At 35.0% G+C, this 16,679-nt stretch carries 13 protein-coding genes and 4 tRNA genes; 6 read left to right on the plus strand and 11 right to left on the minus strand.

The window, feature by feature from the left end; translation table 11 throughout:
* Positions 1-167 precede the first annotated feature (167 nt).
* The 9 genes from cheW to cspE all read right to left on the minus strand — a co-directional run bounded on the left by cheW (position 168) and on the right by cspE (position 11,127).
* A complete protein-coding gene (gene cheW / locus ABN256_RS03845) occupies positions 168-668 on the minus strand; it encodes a chemotaxis protein CheW (RefSeq protein ID WP_023581802.1) in 501 nt (166 codons plus the stop codon).
* 21 nt (positions 669-689) lie between these two features.
* Positions 690-2,864, minus strand: coding sequence for a chemotaxis protein CheA (gene cheA / locus ABN256_RS03850; protein WP_340893380.1), 2,175 nt, complete (start codon positions 2,862-2,864; stop codon positions 690-692).
* A 35-nt stretch (positions 2,865-2,899) separates the two neighbouring features.
* The gene (motB, locus tag ABN256_RS03855) at positions 2,900-3,946 is read right to left on the minus strand and encodes a flagellar motor protein MotB (protein WP_196553716.1); all 1,047 of its coding nucleotides are present in this window, start codon (positions 3,944-3,946) and stop codon (positions 2,900-2,902) included.
* A gap of 2 nt (positions 3,947-3,948) precedes the next feature.
* On the minus strand, positions 3,949-4,842 hold the full coding sequence (gene motA, locus ABN256_RS03860; RefSeq protein WP_036935706.1) for a flagellar motor stator protein MotA: 894 nt from the start codon (positions 4,840-4,842) through the stop codon (positions 3,949-3,951).
* 134 nt (positions 4,843-4,976) lie between these two features.
* Entirely contained in the window at positions 4,977-5,558 is a 582-nt protein-coding gene (gene flhC / locus ABN256_RS03865) for a flagellar transcriptional regulator FlhC (protein ID WP_006533207.1), read from the minus strand.
* A gap of 2 nt (positions 5,559-5,560) precedes the next feature.
* A complete protein-coding gene (gene flhD, locus ABN256_RS03870; RefSeq protein ID WP_036935704.1) occupies positions 5,561-5,911 on the minus strand; it encodes a flagellar transcriptional regulator FlhD in 351 nt (116 codons plus the stop codon).
* Between the two features lie 3,594 nt (positions 5,912-9,505).
* Positions 9,506-10,204: an MgtC family protein gene (locus ABN256_RS03875; protein ID WP_072068540.1), complete on the minus strand. Its 699-nt coding sequence runs from the start codon at positions 10,202-10,204 to the stop codon at positions 9,506-9,508.
* A 405-nt stretch (positions 10,205-10,609) separates the two neighbouring features.
* The gene (gene dsrB / locus ABN256_RS03880; RefSeq protein WP_109407827.1) at positions 10,610-10,804 is read right to left on the minus strand and encodes a protein DsrB; all 195 of its coding nucleotides are present in this window, start codon (positions 10,802-10,804) and stop codon (positions 10,610-10,612) included.
* Between the two features lie 110 nt (positions 10,805-10,914).
* On the minus strand, positions 10,915-11,127 hold the full coding sequence (gene cspE, locus ABN256_RS03885) for a transcription antiterminator/RNA stability regulator CspE (RefSeq protein WP_004243573.1): 213 nt from the start codon (positions 11,125-11,127) through the stop codon (positions 10,915-10,917).
* A gap of 455 nt (positions 11,128-11,582) precedes the next feature.
* Between cspE and ABN256_RS03890 the strand changes: the two genes are divergently transcribed.
* Both ABN256_RS03890 and ABN256_RS03895 read left to right on the plus strand, forming a co-directional pair.
* Positions 11,583-12,089 (plus strand): YlaC family protein, encoded by a 507-nt coding sequence (locus tag ABN256_RS03890; protein ID WP_340893384.1) that lies wholly within the window; start codon positions 11,583-11,585, stop codon positions 12,087-12,089.
* Between the two features lie 157 nt (positions 12,090-12,246).
* Positions 12,247-12,322 (plus strand) — tRNA-Asn (locus ABN256_RS03895).
* 181 nt (positions 12,323-12,503) lie between these two features.
* Here the strand turns inward: ABN256_RS03895 and ABN256_RS03900 are convergent.
* Positions 12,504-13,097 carry an NAD(P)H-dependent oxidoreductase gene (locus ABN256_RS03900; protein ID WP_196553718.1) on the minus strand — a complete coding sequence of 198 codons (594 nt, stop codon included), beginning with the start codon at positions 13,095-13,097 and terminating at the stop codon, positions 12,504-12,506.
* Between the two features lie 89 nt (positions 13,098-13,186).
* Positions 13,187-14,128: an AraC family transcriptional regulator N-terminal domain-containing protein gene (locus ABN256_RS03905; protein ID WP_196553719.1), complete on the minus strand. Its 942-nt coding sequence runs from the start codon at positions 14,126-14,128 to the stop codon at positions 13,187-13,189.
* 297 nt (positions 14,129-14,425) lie between these two features.
* Between ABN256_RS03905 and ABN256_RS03910 the strand changes: the two genes are divergently transcribed.
* The 4 genes from ABN256_RS03910 to pyrC all read left to right on the plus strand — a co-directional run bounded on the left by ABN256_RS03910 (position 14,426) and on the right by pyrC (position 16,518).
* Positions 14,426-14,501 (plus strand) — tRNA-Asn (locus ABN256_RS03910).
* Positions 14,502-14,823: 322 nt separating this feature from the next.
* Positions 14,824-14,899 (plus strand) — tRNA-Asn (locus ABN256_RS03915).
* A gap of 292 nt (positions 14,900-15,191) precedes the next feature.
* Positions 15,192-15,267, plus strand: a tRNA-Asn gene (locus ABN256_RS03920).
* A 198-nt stretch (positions 15,268-15,465) separates the two neighbouring features.
* A complete protein-coding gene (gene pyrC / locus ABN256_RS03925) occupies positions 15,466-16,518 on the plus strand; it encodes a dihydroorotase (RefSeq protein ID WP_349439150.1) in 1,053 nt (350 codons plus the stop codon).
* The last annotated feature ends 161 nt before the right edge of the window (positions 16,519-16,679 follow it).

Genomic DNA, 16,679 nt, shown 5'->3' on the forward strand with positions numbered 1-16,679 from the left:
TAATAAAATAGAACTTAACTCAAATTAACAGTTCTTTTTTATCTTTAAATTTACCTTAAAGTTAATTTAATGCTTTAGCACTCGCTAATAAAATAAAAAAGACAGAAATAGCTATTCCGGCAAGCTTACCGGAACAGTATTTAGATTATTTTTTAAAAAATAAAAACTTATTTAGCTTGAATTGTTGCGCTATCAACTAATTCCATTTCTTCACTATTGAGTAATTTCTCAATATCAACAAGAATAAGCATTCTTTCATCTAAAGTACCTAAGCCTGTTAAATACTCTGTAGACATTGTGACCGCAAACTCCGGCGCAGGGCAGATTTGCTCTGGCTTCAGCGTAAGAACATCAGAAACACCATCAACAACAATTCCTACAATTCGATTTAATAAGTTAACCACAATAACAACAGTATTGTCATTATAAGTTACACTTTCTTGTGAAAATTTAATACGCAGATCAACAATCGGAACAATAACGCCCCGTAAATTTGTTACCCCTTTAATAAAGCTAGGTGAATTAGCAATACGAGTAACTTGATCATATCCACGAATTTCTTGAACCTTTAAAATATCAATTCCATATTCTTCGTCGCCCAGCGTAAAAATTAGAAATCCTTGTCCAACAGTTTCACCGGATAATTTCTCGAAATGTTCCGAAGCCATAATCTTATTTTATCCTCACTATTAAATGACTGCGCTTGCAGTTGTATTCTTTTTCTTATTTGTCATTTGTGTATGACTTAAGCGTTGTAATTCTGGTACATCAAGAATTAAAGCCACACTACCATCGCCCATAATTGTTGCGGCAGAAATACCCGGTACTTTTCGGTAATTGCTTTCTATATTTTTAACGACAACTTGATGCTGACCAACTAATTTATCTACCAATAAAGCATAACGGCGTCCGGCACTTTGTACGATAACCGCAATCGCTTGAGTAATATCTGTTTGAGCACCTTCAATATTAAAAGTACGATGCAATTCAATAAGAGGTAAATATTCTCCTCTTACTTGCAATAACTTCTCATCACCAGCTAATGGATAAATATCATCCTCTTCAGGTTGTAAAGAACTGACTACTGTACCTAATGGCAGAATAAAGACTTCGTCTTGTACTTTAACTGACATACCATCCAAAATAGCTAATGTAAGTGGCAGTAAAATACGAATACGAGTTCCTTTGCCCACTTCAAAACTAATTTGAATTTGACCACCCATCTCTTGGATATTTCGTTTCACAACATCCATACCCACACCGCGACCAGAAACATCAGTCACAACTTCTGCGGTTGAGAACCCAGGTGCAAAAATAAGCATAGCAACTTCTTCGTTGCTCATATTTTCAGAAACTGAAAGCCCTGAAGAAATGGCTTTTTTCAAAATTCGTTCGCGATTTAATCCTGCACCATCATCAGTCACTTCAATACAAATATTGCCGCCTTGATGCTCCGCAGACAATGTTAATTGTCCTGCTTCTGGCTTACCAACAGCAACGCGATCTGCTGGCATTTCAATACCATGATCGAGGCTATTTCGGACTAAGTGAGTCAGTGGATCGATAATTTTTTCAATTAAACTTTTATCAAGTTCGGTCGAGCTACCAATCATGTTTAGCTCAACTTTTTTATTCATTTTTCCTGCTAAATCACGGACAACTCGCGGGAATCGGCTAAATACATATTCCATTGGCATCATACGAATCGACATCACAGATTCTTGCAGATCACGAGAATTGCGTTGCAGTTGTGCAATACAACTTAACAAATCGCTGTATATAGACGGTTCAAGGCTATCGCTATGCTGAGCCAACATTGATTGTGTGATAACCAATTCACCAACTAAGTTGATAAGTTGATCAACTTTTTCAACCGCAACACGAATACTGGTTGATTCTGTTTTAGGTGTTGGTGCAGTGGCTGGCCTTTTTGCAGGTGCAGATACTGTCGCAGTTGGTGTTTTAACTGGTTCTGATGGTGTTACTTTCTCAGCAATAACAGATTGAACGGGCGCTGGTTGCTCAACTTGTTCTTCAATATGAGCATCATCAGCAGATATTTCACACTCTTCTGATGTCGCAATATGCTCTACCGTTTTTTCTGTCGTAGTATTTTGTCTAAACGAGATTTGTTCGGGCTCAATCACAAAACAGAGTACCGCACTAATATCTTCTTCGGTTGCGGTTGTTTTTAATATTGCCTCAAGGCCATGATGTTGTTTTTCAACTTGGCTGACTTCCCCAAGATGTTTTAATTCATCAAGCATTAAATCAATATCGGTCTCTTTAAGATCAGACAAAATGATGTGATGGTAATAATGTCCATCAGCAGCCATTTTCGATGTTTCTGCTACTATGGCGTCATTTTGTACACTATCCACATCCGATGATGAGGCAGAAGTTTCAGTCTCAGTGACATGTAAAACTGAAGTTTCAGATCCAGCAACGGCCTCAACATGAGGAGCTGATTGTTCTTCTTTTACATCGAGAGCCAGCTGACGCAACTTCTCACAAATATAGTTAAATGTTTCCTCATCAGGTTCTTGTGAGTTTTTATGTGCATCCAATTGCTGTTGCATAATATCTTTCGCTTCCAGAAACAGGTTAATAATGTCGTCGGTGAGCGCCATCTCATGACGTCTTGCACTATCGAGCAAGTTTTCAAGCACATGAGTGGTCTGTTGAAGTTTAACGAAGCCAAATGTTGCAGCTCCTCCTTTTATGGAGTGTGCACTACGGAAAATCGCATTCATCTGTTCTTGATCTGGATTTTCTGGATCAAGTAACAGTAAATGCTGTTCCATATCAGCTAACAACTCATCTGCTTCATCAAAAAATGTTTGATAAAACTCAGTAATATCCATCGTTACTCATTCACCTTTACGCGATTACCAACAAATTAGGGGGCTGTTCCCTGTTTTGTAGTAATATTTGTCGATTGTGATGGCAAACTTTCCCCAGAAACTCCTGTTTCAACATTTTCCTTTTTTGATTCGGGAAGCTCAGATGCAGAAGACACAGACGACCCCGTCTGTGTATTTGCTGCTTTTTCTTGTGGGGTTTCTTGCCCTGAAAGTAGAGGCTCAATTTCAATAGCCTCTGTTACTGTCGGTGCAACCCGCTCATTTTCTTGTACAATTTTTTGTTCTGCTTGCTTCGTTAAGACCAAAATACTGATCCGTCGGTTAGCTGGAGCAAAACCATCCTCTTTAACTAAATGAACTGTTGATGCCATACCTACAACACGCAACACTTTCCACTCACCTAATCCTGCACCAATTAATTCCCGGCGAGAGGCATTAGCGCGATCGGTTGACAATTCCCAGTTACTATATTTAAAAGCGCCACTTGCATAAGGAATATCATCGGTATGACCTGATAAACTGATTTTATATGGTGTGTCATTTAAAATAGGGGCAATTGCCGTCAAAATATCCTTCATATAAGGTTCGACGGTGGCGCTACCAACTCTAAACATTGGGCGATTTGCTTTATCGATAATTTGAATTCGTAATCCTTCATCCATCATGTCTATTAATAAATGAGGCTTCAGATCTTTTAATCTAGGATCATTTAAAATGACTTGTTCTAAATTATCTTTTAGTCGGCGGAATTGTTGCTTTTCATTGAGCTGTTTATCTTCCTCGCCTTTTGGCAAGACATCACCTTCGTTATAGACAGGATCACGCCCTCCTCCAGGAATAGGATTTGTTGCATCTCCACTAAATCGTCCTTTTTCAATCGCGACTTTTAACGGTGTACGAAAATATTCTGCTACACGAGTTAATTCTTGTGGGCTAGAGATTGAAAGTAACCACATCACAAGAAAGAAAGCCATCATTGCAGTCATAAAGTCAGCATAAGCTATCTTCCATGCACCACCGTGAGCGTGATGTTGCTTTCTCCCTCGCTTTTTAACTCGAATGATTTGTGAATTACTCTTCATAATTACTCTTCTTTCATTGCATCAGGATTTGCCTGCATCGGTGTCCGTACCTGACGTACATGTTCTTCCAATTCAATAAAAGAAGGTCTGTCTGCCAGAAAGAGGGTTTTACGTCCAAACTCAACCGCTATCTGTGGCGCATATCCATTCATGCTAGATAACAGTGTAGTTTTGATACACTCCATCATTTTCATTTGTTGACTAGAGCGCTGTCTGAGTCGAGAAGCTAATGGTGAAATAAAACCATATGCTAATAAAATACCTAAGAAAGTTCCGACCATTGCATGACCAATGAGAACGCCCATTTCACCAGCAGGTCTATCAGCTGCGCCTAACGCATTAACGACACCCATCACAGCAGCAACAATACCAAATGCAGGTAGTGAATCACCCATAGCAGATAATCCCGTTGCAGGAACTTCACTCTCTTCCTCAAAAGTTGCAATCTCTTCATCCATCAGAGATTCAATTTCATAAGGATTCATATTTCCTGTCACCATGAGACGCATATAATCCGTAATAAAACTGAGCATATAGACATCTTTCATAATGCGAGGATATTGGGAAAAAATATCACTTTGCTGTGGGTTTTCGATATCTCTCTCTAATGCCAACATGCCGTTTTGACGCGCTTTTGACAACAAACGAAACATGAGTGCCATTAAATCCATGTACATCGCTTTATTGTAATTGGTACTGCGAAGTAATTTCGGTAGGATCTTCATTGTCGATACAATTGCTCTACCATTATTACCTACAATAAAAGCACCGATACCGGCACCAAAAATAATTATAAATTCGGCTGGCTGGTATAAGGCGCCTAAACTACCACCGACGAGAAGATATCCCCCGATGACGGCGCTCATAACCACGATATATCCTAAGAGTACTAACACGCGATATCCCTTTAGCTAATTTCGTTATAGAGAGAATGGCGAACATAGCAGCAAGAGATAGGAGTGGGAGAGGAAACGGCTCAGGTTATAGATAACTAAGCTCTATAACCTGATATTTAACTTTCAATCTCGAATCACATTGCAAACTGTTCAAGACCATCCAACAGTTGTAAGTTAATATCGGCAGGATTGGCGGAAAGTTTACGTTTTTTTATTGCGCGAGAAGGAGGCTGGCAAAGACTACAAACATAATTGCTAGCAGGTTGGTGTGCGTGTGTAATAAATGAACCATTACATTTGGTACAAACTGAAAGTTGTAACATACCACTTTCAACAAAGCGTACTAATGTCCATGCTCTTGTTAGTGCTAAAATAGGTTCTTGATCTTTAACAGGTGGACATTGTTCTAAGTATAAACGATAAGCTTTAACAACTGCCTCAACACCTACACATCCCCCATTTTTCAATAAAAAACGGTAAGCATTGTAGAACATAGAGGAATGGATATTTTGTTCCCATGTCATAAACCAATCCGTTGAAAAAGGTAACATTCCTTTTGGAGGGGGGCTCCCTCTTAATTCTTTGTATAATTTAATTAAACGCCCCCGACTTAATTGAGTTTCACTTTCAAGCATTTGTAAGCGGGCACCCAAGGTGATTAATTCCATTGCTAAGCGAATGTCTTTCGCTTCTCGGACGATACTTTTCTCACTCATTGTTATGCCCGTTTCTTTGTTGCAGAAGTATCTTGTTCCGCTAACTGACGAAACAAGTTTGAAGAAAGAAGAATTCCAGTATGGATCTGTTGTAAATCATCCACTCTAGATTCTTTGGTGAGTTGTTCTATTGTTTCGCTGTCTTCAAACCGGAAATTACAGATTAGTTGGTTTGTTTCAGCCAACTTAACCAATTGAGGCAATGTAAGCTCTGCAAGAGCATCAGCCATGGAATCACTAATACCAAGCCTAAACATTGCTGAAGCCTTTTCTTGGTTAATTAACCTTTGCGCCAAAAGCAAATACGATAAATTTATGTCATAAATATGCTTAAGCAATTCAACCGTACTCATCTCTTTACATCCCGTCCGATTATATTGAACAAAGAGGATCTCCCTAATGAAAGATCCCAAGGAAATTAATATAAATGTAATATTAAATTTCCAGGCCCCATTTTATGAACATGACTCGTAGTAACACTACCTTGTATTACTTAGTTACGGTCATTTTCAAAAGTAGCGAAAAAAACATTTAAATTAAAAGTAAACTTTAAATGCTCGCCAATATAGCTCGTTAAGAATAATCCTAACGCGACAACTTTACTCCTTAACGATTAAGTTATTCAACGGATAAAGTAGTCCAATTTAAATACTATGTGAGTCACATCACAAAAAGATAATCATTATTATGGAATTAGTTCATTAACTATTCAAGTGATAAAAGTAATAAAACTCTGTGTAAATTAATAAGCTTATCTACCCAAATTAAAATATTAATGATAATTTTTTATTTTATACGATCTATTAAACTTATAAACCTAAAAATACAGCATAAAAATTTGACAAATCCACAATTGAAGATTTTTTTGATCACAGTAACATATATTGCAATATCTACTCCTCATCTTTATCTAAACAAGCTCTTCCGGTTTAATAAATATTTCTACAGATATTATTTTTTTCATCATTTACTTAAACCCTCAGAAATGATCACTTTTTATTTACAATTTGTTTAAAAAACAAGCTATCATAATTATTTCTAGTTATTCTTTTTTTTATCTTAATTTAACTAATTATTTTTTTCTTTTAAATCATAGCGATACGCCCATGCTTTTATGATTCAGAAGGATAAGTCATATAAAATTAAATTCTTAGTTATGCATCATCACCCTCAAATCATTGAATATTTATTTCCACACCATTAAAGTTTCATACGTAATAGTATAAATATATTTATATTTAAAGATAAGCTTTTAACACTTAAATTACAGAACTCTTAATAAGAGTTTTATTGACTGTAAATTAATCACAGTTAAATAATATCCTCACATAAGTAAGTTTTATTTATGATTTGAAGTCTATTTTATAAACAGGGAATATTTATATTAGTGAGGTTTTTAATATTAAAAATAGAAAAAAATAAAAAATGAATTTAATAAAAAACAATCTCAAACCAACCAAACTAATAAAATAGCATATACATATAATACAATATTTGGCTTAAGAAAAATGTAAAAAAAAGAAAGTTAATTTATAAAAATAAGCCCTATTTAATTAGTGTGTAAAATGATAATTTAAAAAAACATTTGAAATGTGTGGTTACGTATATTGGTAAAATAAATATAAATAAATTATAGACATTATATTTAATGAAGAAAAAATAAAATATTAAGGTCATTTGAATCCTTTTATATTATAAAATCCCCTCTTTTTATTATAAAAAAATAGACTAAATTTGAAATATTAATTTCAGTTTTATAAAAAAAAGATTTGGAGATCCCTAATATAAAGTAATTAATCCATAAAGGGAGAAAATCGAATATAAATTTTGTTTCTTTTATTTGAGATTACAGCTAAATGTTGAAAACGTCTGTGCAGACAAACACACCACGCCATGCTTAACACTTGTATAGCCATACCTTTTCAATGTAAACAAAACAAAATAAATACGATCAAAATAACATCTTATTGATTACTCCATTATCATCAATACAAACGATAAAATATCAAATGTTACTTTTTATCGCTGAAACTAACTTTTATCGTAATTTGTTTTGCTCCTAAAAATGATGAGTATTGTTTCACTTTCCCTTCCCTTCTGTGTTCAGAACCTTCATTTCAACCTAGCTAGCACAAGTCTTAATGCATTACAGAGCCAAAAGTGCTGATATTAAGTAACACCATTGCTTAACAAAAGTTGATGTTGACAGAGTTAGGCGCAGACTGACATTTAAATATCGTTATATTTTTATTTAGATAACTAAAATACATATCTAAATATTCAGCTCCACTTATCACTAATTTAGCCCTTATTATTACCCTTTTTTGAGTAATTTTAGGTTTAAAAAGGCATTTCCTCTTCATAAAAAGGTAATAAAAATATTGATATATCTAAGTAATCTAGATCTATATCTCATTTATTAGATCAAGCTTAAAAAGCAATAACAAGGTTCCATCATTTACGCCACAAAAGTGTTCTGTTTTTCGTGAAAAGAAAAATCAGTAAAATATTGTAACTTTATTTTTCAAATCGAAAATAATTGAGATTATTCATGCCGTGAATACAAATACTTTGTGTATTGCTTTCAGTTCTATTGAAATGAGCCTATCTTTTTGAGATAGCTATCGTGAAATGTTTATCAACTTTTTTTTGATGACATACTTTTTTAATTAATGGTAGTTCGAACTTGTTTTTATCTTTTTAAGTAAATCAAAAAAGGTCAATATCTAATAATCCTTTATATTTATTTTCGGAATAAATGACAATGGCATAGCTATTTCACTCTAAGATAATTCTCTTTCTGTAATAAGTAAGATTTACATCCTTGACAAAGTTACAAATAATAAACTCATGAAATTATTATTTTACACTAAGAAATGCTTGGTATGCCTTTTCTATTCTCATTATAAGATTACTTATTGGTATCATTTTTTCTACATGCTTTTTACAAAAAAAATTACATTCTTTCAAAAAAATTTGTACATCACTGATGAGCAATTATAAACAACATTACTCGGCCATTCATCAGCTTTGCTGTAGCGGGTAAAACTAGCCATTTAACACCTCTTGGCCTACTTTCTCTTAACACTAATTTGGTTAAATTAAAAATATTACTCAAAAATTGAAACTTAAATCAAACCTGATAAAAAACATTGATATATATTTCGCCAAATACATTGAAATAATTTGAGAGTATTATTTAGGTATTAAAAAAATTCCTAGTATAATCAATAGAAAACACGCTTTTCGATCCGAAATTCTATACTGCACTAAGCCCCTTAATAACGATTTTTTGTCCTACAATACACCTAAGTGCCTCATTTAATAAGTAAATAACTAGTGGCAAACGCTTACTTGATTTTGATGATCATCGTTTATTCAAAATAAAATAAAGAGTGATAAATCAAACCAATCTGAAATCAATAATTAATAAAAAAGAGAAACCATATCAAATACGCTTAAACTCTATTCAGTCATTTTCGCTTAAAATTCACAATATACGGGTTAACCACAATATAAATAATTGCATATTAATCAAATTACATAAAAATGAGTGTTTAAAATAAAACGAAAATAATTCCCTTATCTTACTGTGTCTTCTTAATTAACCAGTTATGAATAAAAAAGTTCTATTTTTTTATCCCATAGAGTAATAGTTACATTGATAATAATTACATTAATAAAATACTTTATTTTTATATATCAGTAATAATACTTAATACATGATACAGATCTCACTATTCTTCAATAAGGTGCTTAGTTTTAAAATTAACCATTACGTCTATTTGCTCACAAGAAATATGGTTATATGCTTATAACTTTCTATAACATTTATATTCTCTTTAAATTATTTTTTAATATCTTCCCTATATTAAGGGAACAAAAAACTCCCTATATAGAATATAGAGAGTCATCATAAGAGATACATTTACTCAAACTATTGTCAGTTAAGCAGGGTGTTCAGCTGCAATTTTCCAATTAATCGCACTTACACTTTTTTCTAAGCTAACACGACAAACAATGGCTTCTATCTCTTTTTGTTCAACTGGAGTTGCCAGCAACTCTGCACAAACTTCTAGCTGGCTAGGCATCAATGTATCTGCACTACTCAAAGATTGTAATCGAACATGTAAACCATTTATTGCTTGTAGAATAAGGGTTCTAACCAAAACTTCATCTTCTTCATGACAAATAATTCGAATTGAGTAACGTTGCTCAATATCTATTGCTTGGTGTTGTGGTTGAGCATTAATACGTTGAGCGGCTTCCCGTAATAAAATATTGGCACAAAGTATAAGAAGTGTTGCTATAGTCGCCAATTGATACAAACCTAAACCGCATAACACACCTATTCCCGCAGAACACCAAAGTGTTGCCGCTGTGTTTAATCCTCGAATATTCATTCCTTCACGCATAATTACACCTGCGCCCAAAAAGCCTATTCCCGAAACTACTTGAGCCGCTATTCGGCCTGGACTATCAGGTGAAGTCTCGATTGAACTTAAGATAAAAACAGCCGCTCCGGTGGCAACGAGTGCATTCGTTCTTAAACCAGCCATTCTTTGTCGCCATTGACGCTCAGCCCCAATCAAAGCACCAAGACACATGGCAATCACCAAATTTAAAATATAAGGTGTCATCGTCATGTTTATTTCCTCTACATGATGATTAAAAAATAAGTATGAAAATTTATCTCTAAATGTTCAGAGTATTAGAATTAATGTATCAACCTAGGTGGAGGAAATAGAGAGAAAAAAATGTAGCACATGCCTTTACCTTGTTTATTAGTAATATAAAGGAAATTTTTTGGGTAAGTGCAAACACAGAAATATGTAAGAAAGGAATATTGCAATGCACTGCCCACCAAAAATGGTAAGCAGTTTTAATGAAGAAAACAGCCTACCTATCGATTTGAATAAATTTATTTTGAGTTAACTGAGTTACTGTTAACCTACAACTTTGCGTATCCAAGGTGACTTCTCCTCACTAAAATTTAGCAAAAGTATAAGTAGCTGATTTAAAATTGTAAATGAACCGAACCTAAACACAAATCACTTTTCTTGTATTGGCCTAACAAATGTCCCTTCACCACCCTCTTTTTCATTAAAAAACCAAATTCCTTTTGGATATTCAGGGAGTGATACTAAATACATAATACCTTCGTTAAATTCTTCAATAAGTAGGATGATCCCTTCACGATCGTCAACACCATCCGTTTTCACAACAACCTTATCATTAATCTGCATTTTCTCTCCTGATAAATATTATCATTCTCTTTTTGTTTATTTTACCCATAAAGAAAAAGCCTGCCACCATAAGGTGACAGGCTTGAAGAAAATTTTTAAAAGGCTTTAAATTACAGAGCTGTTACGTTAGCAGCTGCTGGACCTTTTGCACCGTTTTCAATTGTGAATTCTACGTTCTGACCTTCAGCCAGAGTTTTGAAACCGTTACCTTGAATGGCAGAAAAGTGAACGAATACGTCTTTGCTTCCGTCTGCTGGAGTAATAAAACCAAAGCCTTTAGACTCGTTGAACCACTTAACTTGACCTTTCATTTTGTCAGACATGTGACTTTCCTATATATCAATAAAACGTTGCCTTCTCGGCATCTACTGGCCTGAACTACCTATAACTTATGGGCACACATGAAGAAAACGGTCAAAAAGCGATGCTGTTTAAAACTCATTAACTTAGAATGTCAATCATAAATCAGGTCTGTATTGAGGCCTTACTCATTAACGCATGAGACAAGTTTAATAGCAATAGTTTTATGCGTCTAAAGATTAAAAAAATGCGAATTGCACATTAAAAATACAATTCTTCCTCTATTTTTATCACTGTGTATAAAATTTATTTGATATTTTATCTCTATTATTAACAACAACTAAGAATAATCTTAATGGCATTACAATAACAGTTAATCTCAGAATTTAAAAAAACTGTTCTACCTGCTTATCTTGTCTCCGTGATAATCTAGCAACAAGAAACAAGTTTGCAACATTCATCTCTTAAGGTGTTTACAATGAATGTATTAAAAGAAATCTTAGAGCGTGATTTAGACCGGATCAATAAAGCTGAAAAAAGAGACGGAAAACCACACTTTAATAGTCAATTTTTGAAAAACCATATCTGGTTATGTATCAGCATGGTTCTCTCTTATATATTACTTGCCGCATTACTTATCTACTCTCCTTATTTTGGCATTATTTCACTGGTGCTTTTTACTTTAATGTTCCTAGTGATGGCCGGAGTATTGCTATTTGATATTAAGCCTATCTATAAATTTGAAGATATTGGCGTACTTGATTTAAGAGTTTGCTATAACGGTGAATGGTATACCTTTGAGAAACTGTCTGATGAAGCAGTAAATGAAATTCAGCAACATCCCGCAATTTCACCAAAGATAAAAGAAGACATTCTAGAGATTATTAGTAAAAAACAAGAAATTCATTTTTATGATGTCTATTTGATGGCATTCGATCCTGTCCAACAATCTATTTCGGCATCACAATTATCACCCCAATCTTGATCCATTCTCCGTGTTAACCGTAAAGACACGGAGAATAACTTCTATTATTTAACCACTTTGTCGATAAACCAACCAAACAGATATTTAATCTACTTTTAGCGTTGACACCCTGATATATCATCGTTATTATGCGCCTCGTTCTCAAGAAGAACACGCTTCCTCCATAGTTCAGTCGGTAGAACGGCGGACTGTTAATCCGTATGTCACTGGTTCGAGTCCAGTTGGAGGAGCCAAATTTAGAAAAGCCCGCACTGTCATAGCGCGGGCTTTTTGCTATTAGCTATCCCATCAATATTTTCTATTAAAGTCAGCCACGTTTCCTCATCTTTTAATTTATCTTTTTCATTTCTACCGCATGTGGCTGTTTAGACCTCTTGTAAATAAGAAATAGCCAATAAATACACTTGGCTAAGTTTAATGATACAAACCAATAATTTCTTGTTCTAAGTGCTTTTTATACGCCTGAATATCTTTTTCAATTTGTGGTTGTTTTACCACATCAAACATTCCGAAGGTTTTCAATCCTTCCATGCCTAAAAACTGATTTGCTTTGTGGAATGGAAAATACACAGCATCAATACCTTTTCCTTCAAAGAATTGTTCTTGTTCTTCAAAAGATTCAAATGGCGCATTCCAAGTCACAGAAAGTAAGTATTTTTTACCTTGTAGCAACCCTCCCGAACCATATTTCTTTGAAGGATCTTTTCGTGTGCGACCATCATCAATAAATAGTTTATCGCCACCGGCACTAAATACATCATCAATATATTTTTTTAAGATCCAAGGACCTTCCATCCACCATGCTGGCATTTGATAAATAATAACGTCAGCCCATAAATATTTATCAACTTCTTCATCATTATCGTAGCCATCATCAATACGTGTTGATTGCACATTTATCTGATGTGAAGATAGCAATGTCGTCGCAACTTGCGTTAAATGATCGTTGAGTTTTCCTTCAGAACCATCAAATTCTTTTGATGCATTAATAATAAATACGTTAGCCACTTCAAACTCCTTTATATACCAATATCTAATAGCATGACTGTAACGCAATCATTCATTATTGCTTTAACTCATTTCTCCATTATTCTTGCCTAATAATCCAAAGATACCCTTTCAGTGTCAGATTCTTTTAATCGTTGGATATCTTTTAAAGGAGCTAGACCAAATAATCGATGATATTCACGACTAAATTGTGATGGGCTTTCATATCCCACTCTAAATGCGGCTTCAGAGACGTCTGCCATTTCAATTAACATAATGCGTCGGGCTTCATTAAGGCGTAGCCATTTTTGATATTGTAATGGTGTCATACCCGTTCGGTTTTTAAAGTGGAAATGAAATGAAGAGGTACTCATTCCTACTAATGTGGTCAAATCTTCAATGCGAATAGTGTCTTGATAATGCAACTTAACCCAATCAAGCGCATGATTAATTTGACGGCATTGAGGGTGTTGCGATGCTAATAACTGCTGCCTAGCCCCACCATTTGATCGTAATAAGTAATAAAGGATCTCTTTTTGGATCAAAGGAGCAATGAAAGGCACATCCTCTGGTGTATCAATCAGTTTAATAAGCCTAGTGACTGCTTGTAATATTGGTGCTGTGACGGGAACGACTTGTTGAGCTCTATGTTGATTGCTTTCTTGCAATAATTCAAATCGATTTTCAGCTAACAATTCAGGCAATAAAGAGAGATCTAATTTAAGTAAAATAGCTAAAAATGGTGCCTCTTTAGAGGCTTCACAAACTTTAGCAAAAGTAGGTATATCAGATGATGTCAAAAGCATATTCATAGGGCGATAACAATTTGTTTCTAAGCCTATTGTTATTTGTTTTGCACCTTGAGCAGCAATAGCCAAACTTGGCTCATACATCCACCCTTCTGATTCTGTCGTTGCTGTATAATGACACAACGCTAATCCAGAAACAGCCGTATCCCAACCTCCTTCCTTATCTTTCGTATGGGAAAGGAGTGCTTTTTTAAATTCCTCGAACTCAATTAAAATTGGCGTTGATAAATCGGTGATGTTCATTATCTCTGGATCTTCTCTTTAACCTCAGCATTCCTTACATTGTATTCTTAAACAGTATGAAAAACTTTCTTTTGAAAAGACCTCTTTGTGCTTCTTATCGACTTTAGAATTACACCTCATAATAGAAATATCTTATTGTACATGGCATCTACTGATAACCATTTATTTTTTATACATTTTTATCAAAAAAGAAACAACTTGATGCAGTCTTGAGCAAACGGTATTTTTTTTCATTTTTTTACTTTACAAGGTGACAAAGGATAGCTATTATTCGCCTCGTTCTCACGAGAACACGCTTCCTCCATAGTTCAGTCGGTAGAACGGCGGACTGTTAATCCGTATGTCACTGGTTCGAGTCCAGTTGGAGGAGCCAAATTTAGAAAAGCCCACACTGTGATAGTGTGGGCTTTTTGCTTTCTAGCCTTTTATTTTCTTCTTTGGTTTTACTGGCCTCTTTTTCTCTAAGTTTTATCAATAGTTTTCTATAACTTAATGACTAATAAAAACACTCGTTTTCATGTTTTCCATTTTACCTAGTGTGATTTATTGAATATTTTTATCTTAAAGTAGCCTTATTTGATTTAAAACCTATAAATTAGTTATTTTTTAACCACTTAAACTGTTATTTCACTTTTTTTACTTTACAAAGCTCATCACCCTCGCTATCATCCTTCTCGTTCTCAAGAGAACACGCTTCCTCCATAGTTCAGTCGGTAGAACGGCGGACTGTTAATCCGTATGTCACTGGTTCAAGTCCAGTTGGAGGAGCCAAATTTAGAAAGGCCCGTGCTATTATAGTGCGGGCTTTTTGCTTTCTATCATCCGCATGATCCAATTCCCTCTCTTTTCCGTTAATGTATTTTTTTAAGATCTCCATTTTTTACTGTTAAACACTTCATCTCCTTATTTTTATTCGTTATTGCAAAAAACCACACCTCTTTATAAGAGCATCCGTTTTAGAAACGTACGAAATGTTGCTTATCTACGCACTTAAACAAATATCGAGGATTGTCCTTTGACATATCAAAACTACCGCTATATGATACACGCCACTTAGTGTTATTCCTCCATAGTTCAGTTGGTAGAACGGCGGACTGTTAATCCGTATGTCACTGGTTCGAGTCCAGTTGGAGGAGCCATTTCTATTTGTGTCACCCTCGTAACCTTTTGATTTTATTCTCTGTTTTCCCTTACAATATTCTATAATACATAATAAAAAATACGATTAAATGGTAGCTATTTAATCGTTTTCGTATTAGCATTCGTTTCCGGCTTGACTACTTAGTCCAATCCAATCCTTGATCTTTCGATTTTCCTAAGACACACGGAGCCGGTATATGACCACTGCACAACCTATCACCCTCACTATTCGCCGTCCTGATGATTGGCATGTTCACTTTCGTGATGATGACATGCTAAAAACCGTTGTTCCTTATACCAGTCATTATTTTGGCAGAGCTATTGTCATGCCAAACCTCGTTCCACCAGTTACAACTATTGAAGCAGCTCGCGCTTATCGTGATCGAATTAAAGCAGCTATTCCTGCTGGTGATAACTTCGAACCTTTAATGACTTGCTATTTAACAGATAGCACACTGCCTTCAGAAGTTGAACAAGGTTTTTTACAAGGTGTTTTCACTGCCTGTAAGCTTTACCCAGCAAATGCAACAACGAACTCAAGCCATGGTGTATCTGATATTACAAAGATTTATCCAATCTTAAGTGTGATGGAAAAAATCGGTATGCCATTGTTGATCCACGGCGAAGTTACTGCTTCACATATTGATATTTTTGATAGAGAAGCGCGTTTCATTGATAACGTCATGTCCCCTGTACGCAAACAATTTCCTGAGCTAAAAATAGTTTTTGAACATATCACAACCAAAGAAGCGGCTCAGTATGTGCTAGAAGGAAATGAATTTCTCGGTGCCACCATTACTCCGCAACATTTGATGTTTAACCGTAATCATATGTTGGTTGGCGGTATTAAGCCTCATCTCTATTGTCTACCAATTCTTAAACGTAATGTTCACCAAGAAGCATTAAGACAAGCAGTAGCATCTGGAAATTCTCGCTTTTTCTTAGGAACAGACTCTGCACCTCATTTGCAACATCGAAAAGAGTCCTCTTGTGGCTGTGCGGGTGTATTTAACGCCCCTACTGCATTAGCCGCCTATGCAACCGTGTTTAAAGAACTTGATGCATTAGCGCACTTTGAAGCATTCTGTTCACTTAATGGTCCACGTTTTTATGGGTTACCTGTAAATGAAGGCACCATTACGCTAACAGAAAAAAACATTGAAGCACCTGCGCAAATTCTTTGTGGTAATGAAGCACTTATCCCATTCCTAGCGAATGAAAATGTTCACTGGGATATTAGTGTCAATTAATCTCACCCCTTGATATTCTTCTAAAATGCACCATATAACATTTGTTCGGCTGTTAATGGTGCATTACTCTTTTATCAGAGCCAGCACACATTTTTTTGTTACAACAAAAATTTATCTTTTTAATCATGATAAATCTCGTATACTGAAAAGTAACCACATTG

Origin of the sequence: Proteus sp. fly-1008 (genome assembly GCF_040140305.1) — a bacterium.
GTDB classification, from domain to species: domain Bacteria; phylum Pseudomonadota; class Gammaproteobacteria; order Enterobacterales; family Enterobacteriaceae; genus Proteus; species Proteus vulgaris_B.

Excerpts from the sequence above, each read along its gene's own strand:
- motB (WP_196553716.1), bottom strand. The coding sequence starts at position 3,946 with ATGAAGAGTAATTCACAAATCATTCGAGTTAAAAAGCGAGGGAGAAAG.
- ABN256_RS03875 (WP_072068540.1), bottom strand. The coding sequence starts at position 10,204 with ATGACGATGACACCTTATATTTTAAATTTGGTGATTGCCATGTGTCTT.
- flhD (WP_036935704.1), bottom strand. The coding sequence starts at position 5,911 with ATGAGTACGGTTGAATTGCTTAAGCATATTTATGACATAAATTTATCG.
- cheW (WP_023581802.1), bottom strand. The coding sequence starts at position 668 with ATGGCTTCGGAACATTTCGAGAAATTATCCGGTGAAACTGTTGGACAA.
- pyrC (WP_349439150.1), top strand. The coding sequence starts at position 15,466 with ATGACCACTGCACAACCTATCACCCTCACTATTCGCCGTCCTGATGAT.
- dsrB (WP_109407827.1), bottom strand. The coding sequence starts at position 10,804 with ATGCAGATTAATGATAAGGTTGTTGTGAAAACGGATGGTGTTGACGAT.
- cheA (WP_340893380.1), bottom strand. The coding sequence starts at position 2,864 with ATGGATATTACTGAGTTTTATCAAACATTTTTTGATGAAGCAGATGAG.
- ABN256_RS03905 (WP_196553719.1), bottom strand. The coding sequence starts at position 14,128 with ATGAACATCACCGATTTATCAACGCCAATTTTAATTGAGTTCGAGGAA.
- flhC (WP_006533207.1), bottom strand. The coding sequence starts at position 5,558 with ATGAGTGAGAAAAGTATCGTCCGAGAAGCGAAAGACATTCGCTTAGCA.
- cspE (WP_004243573.1), bottom strand. The coding sequence starts at position 11,127 with ATGTCTGACAAAATGAAAGGTCAAGTTAAGTGGTTCAACGAGTCTAAA.
- ABN256_RS03890 (WP_340893384.1), top strand. The coding sequence starts at position 11,583 with ATGAATGTATTAAAAGAAATCTTAGAGCGTGATTTAGACCGGATCAAT.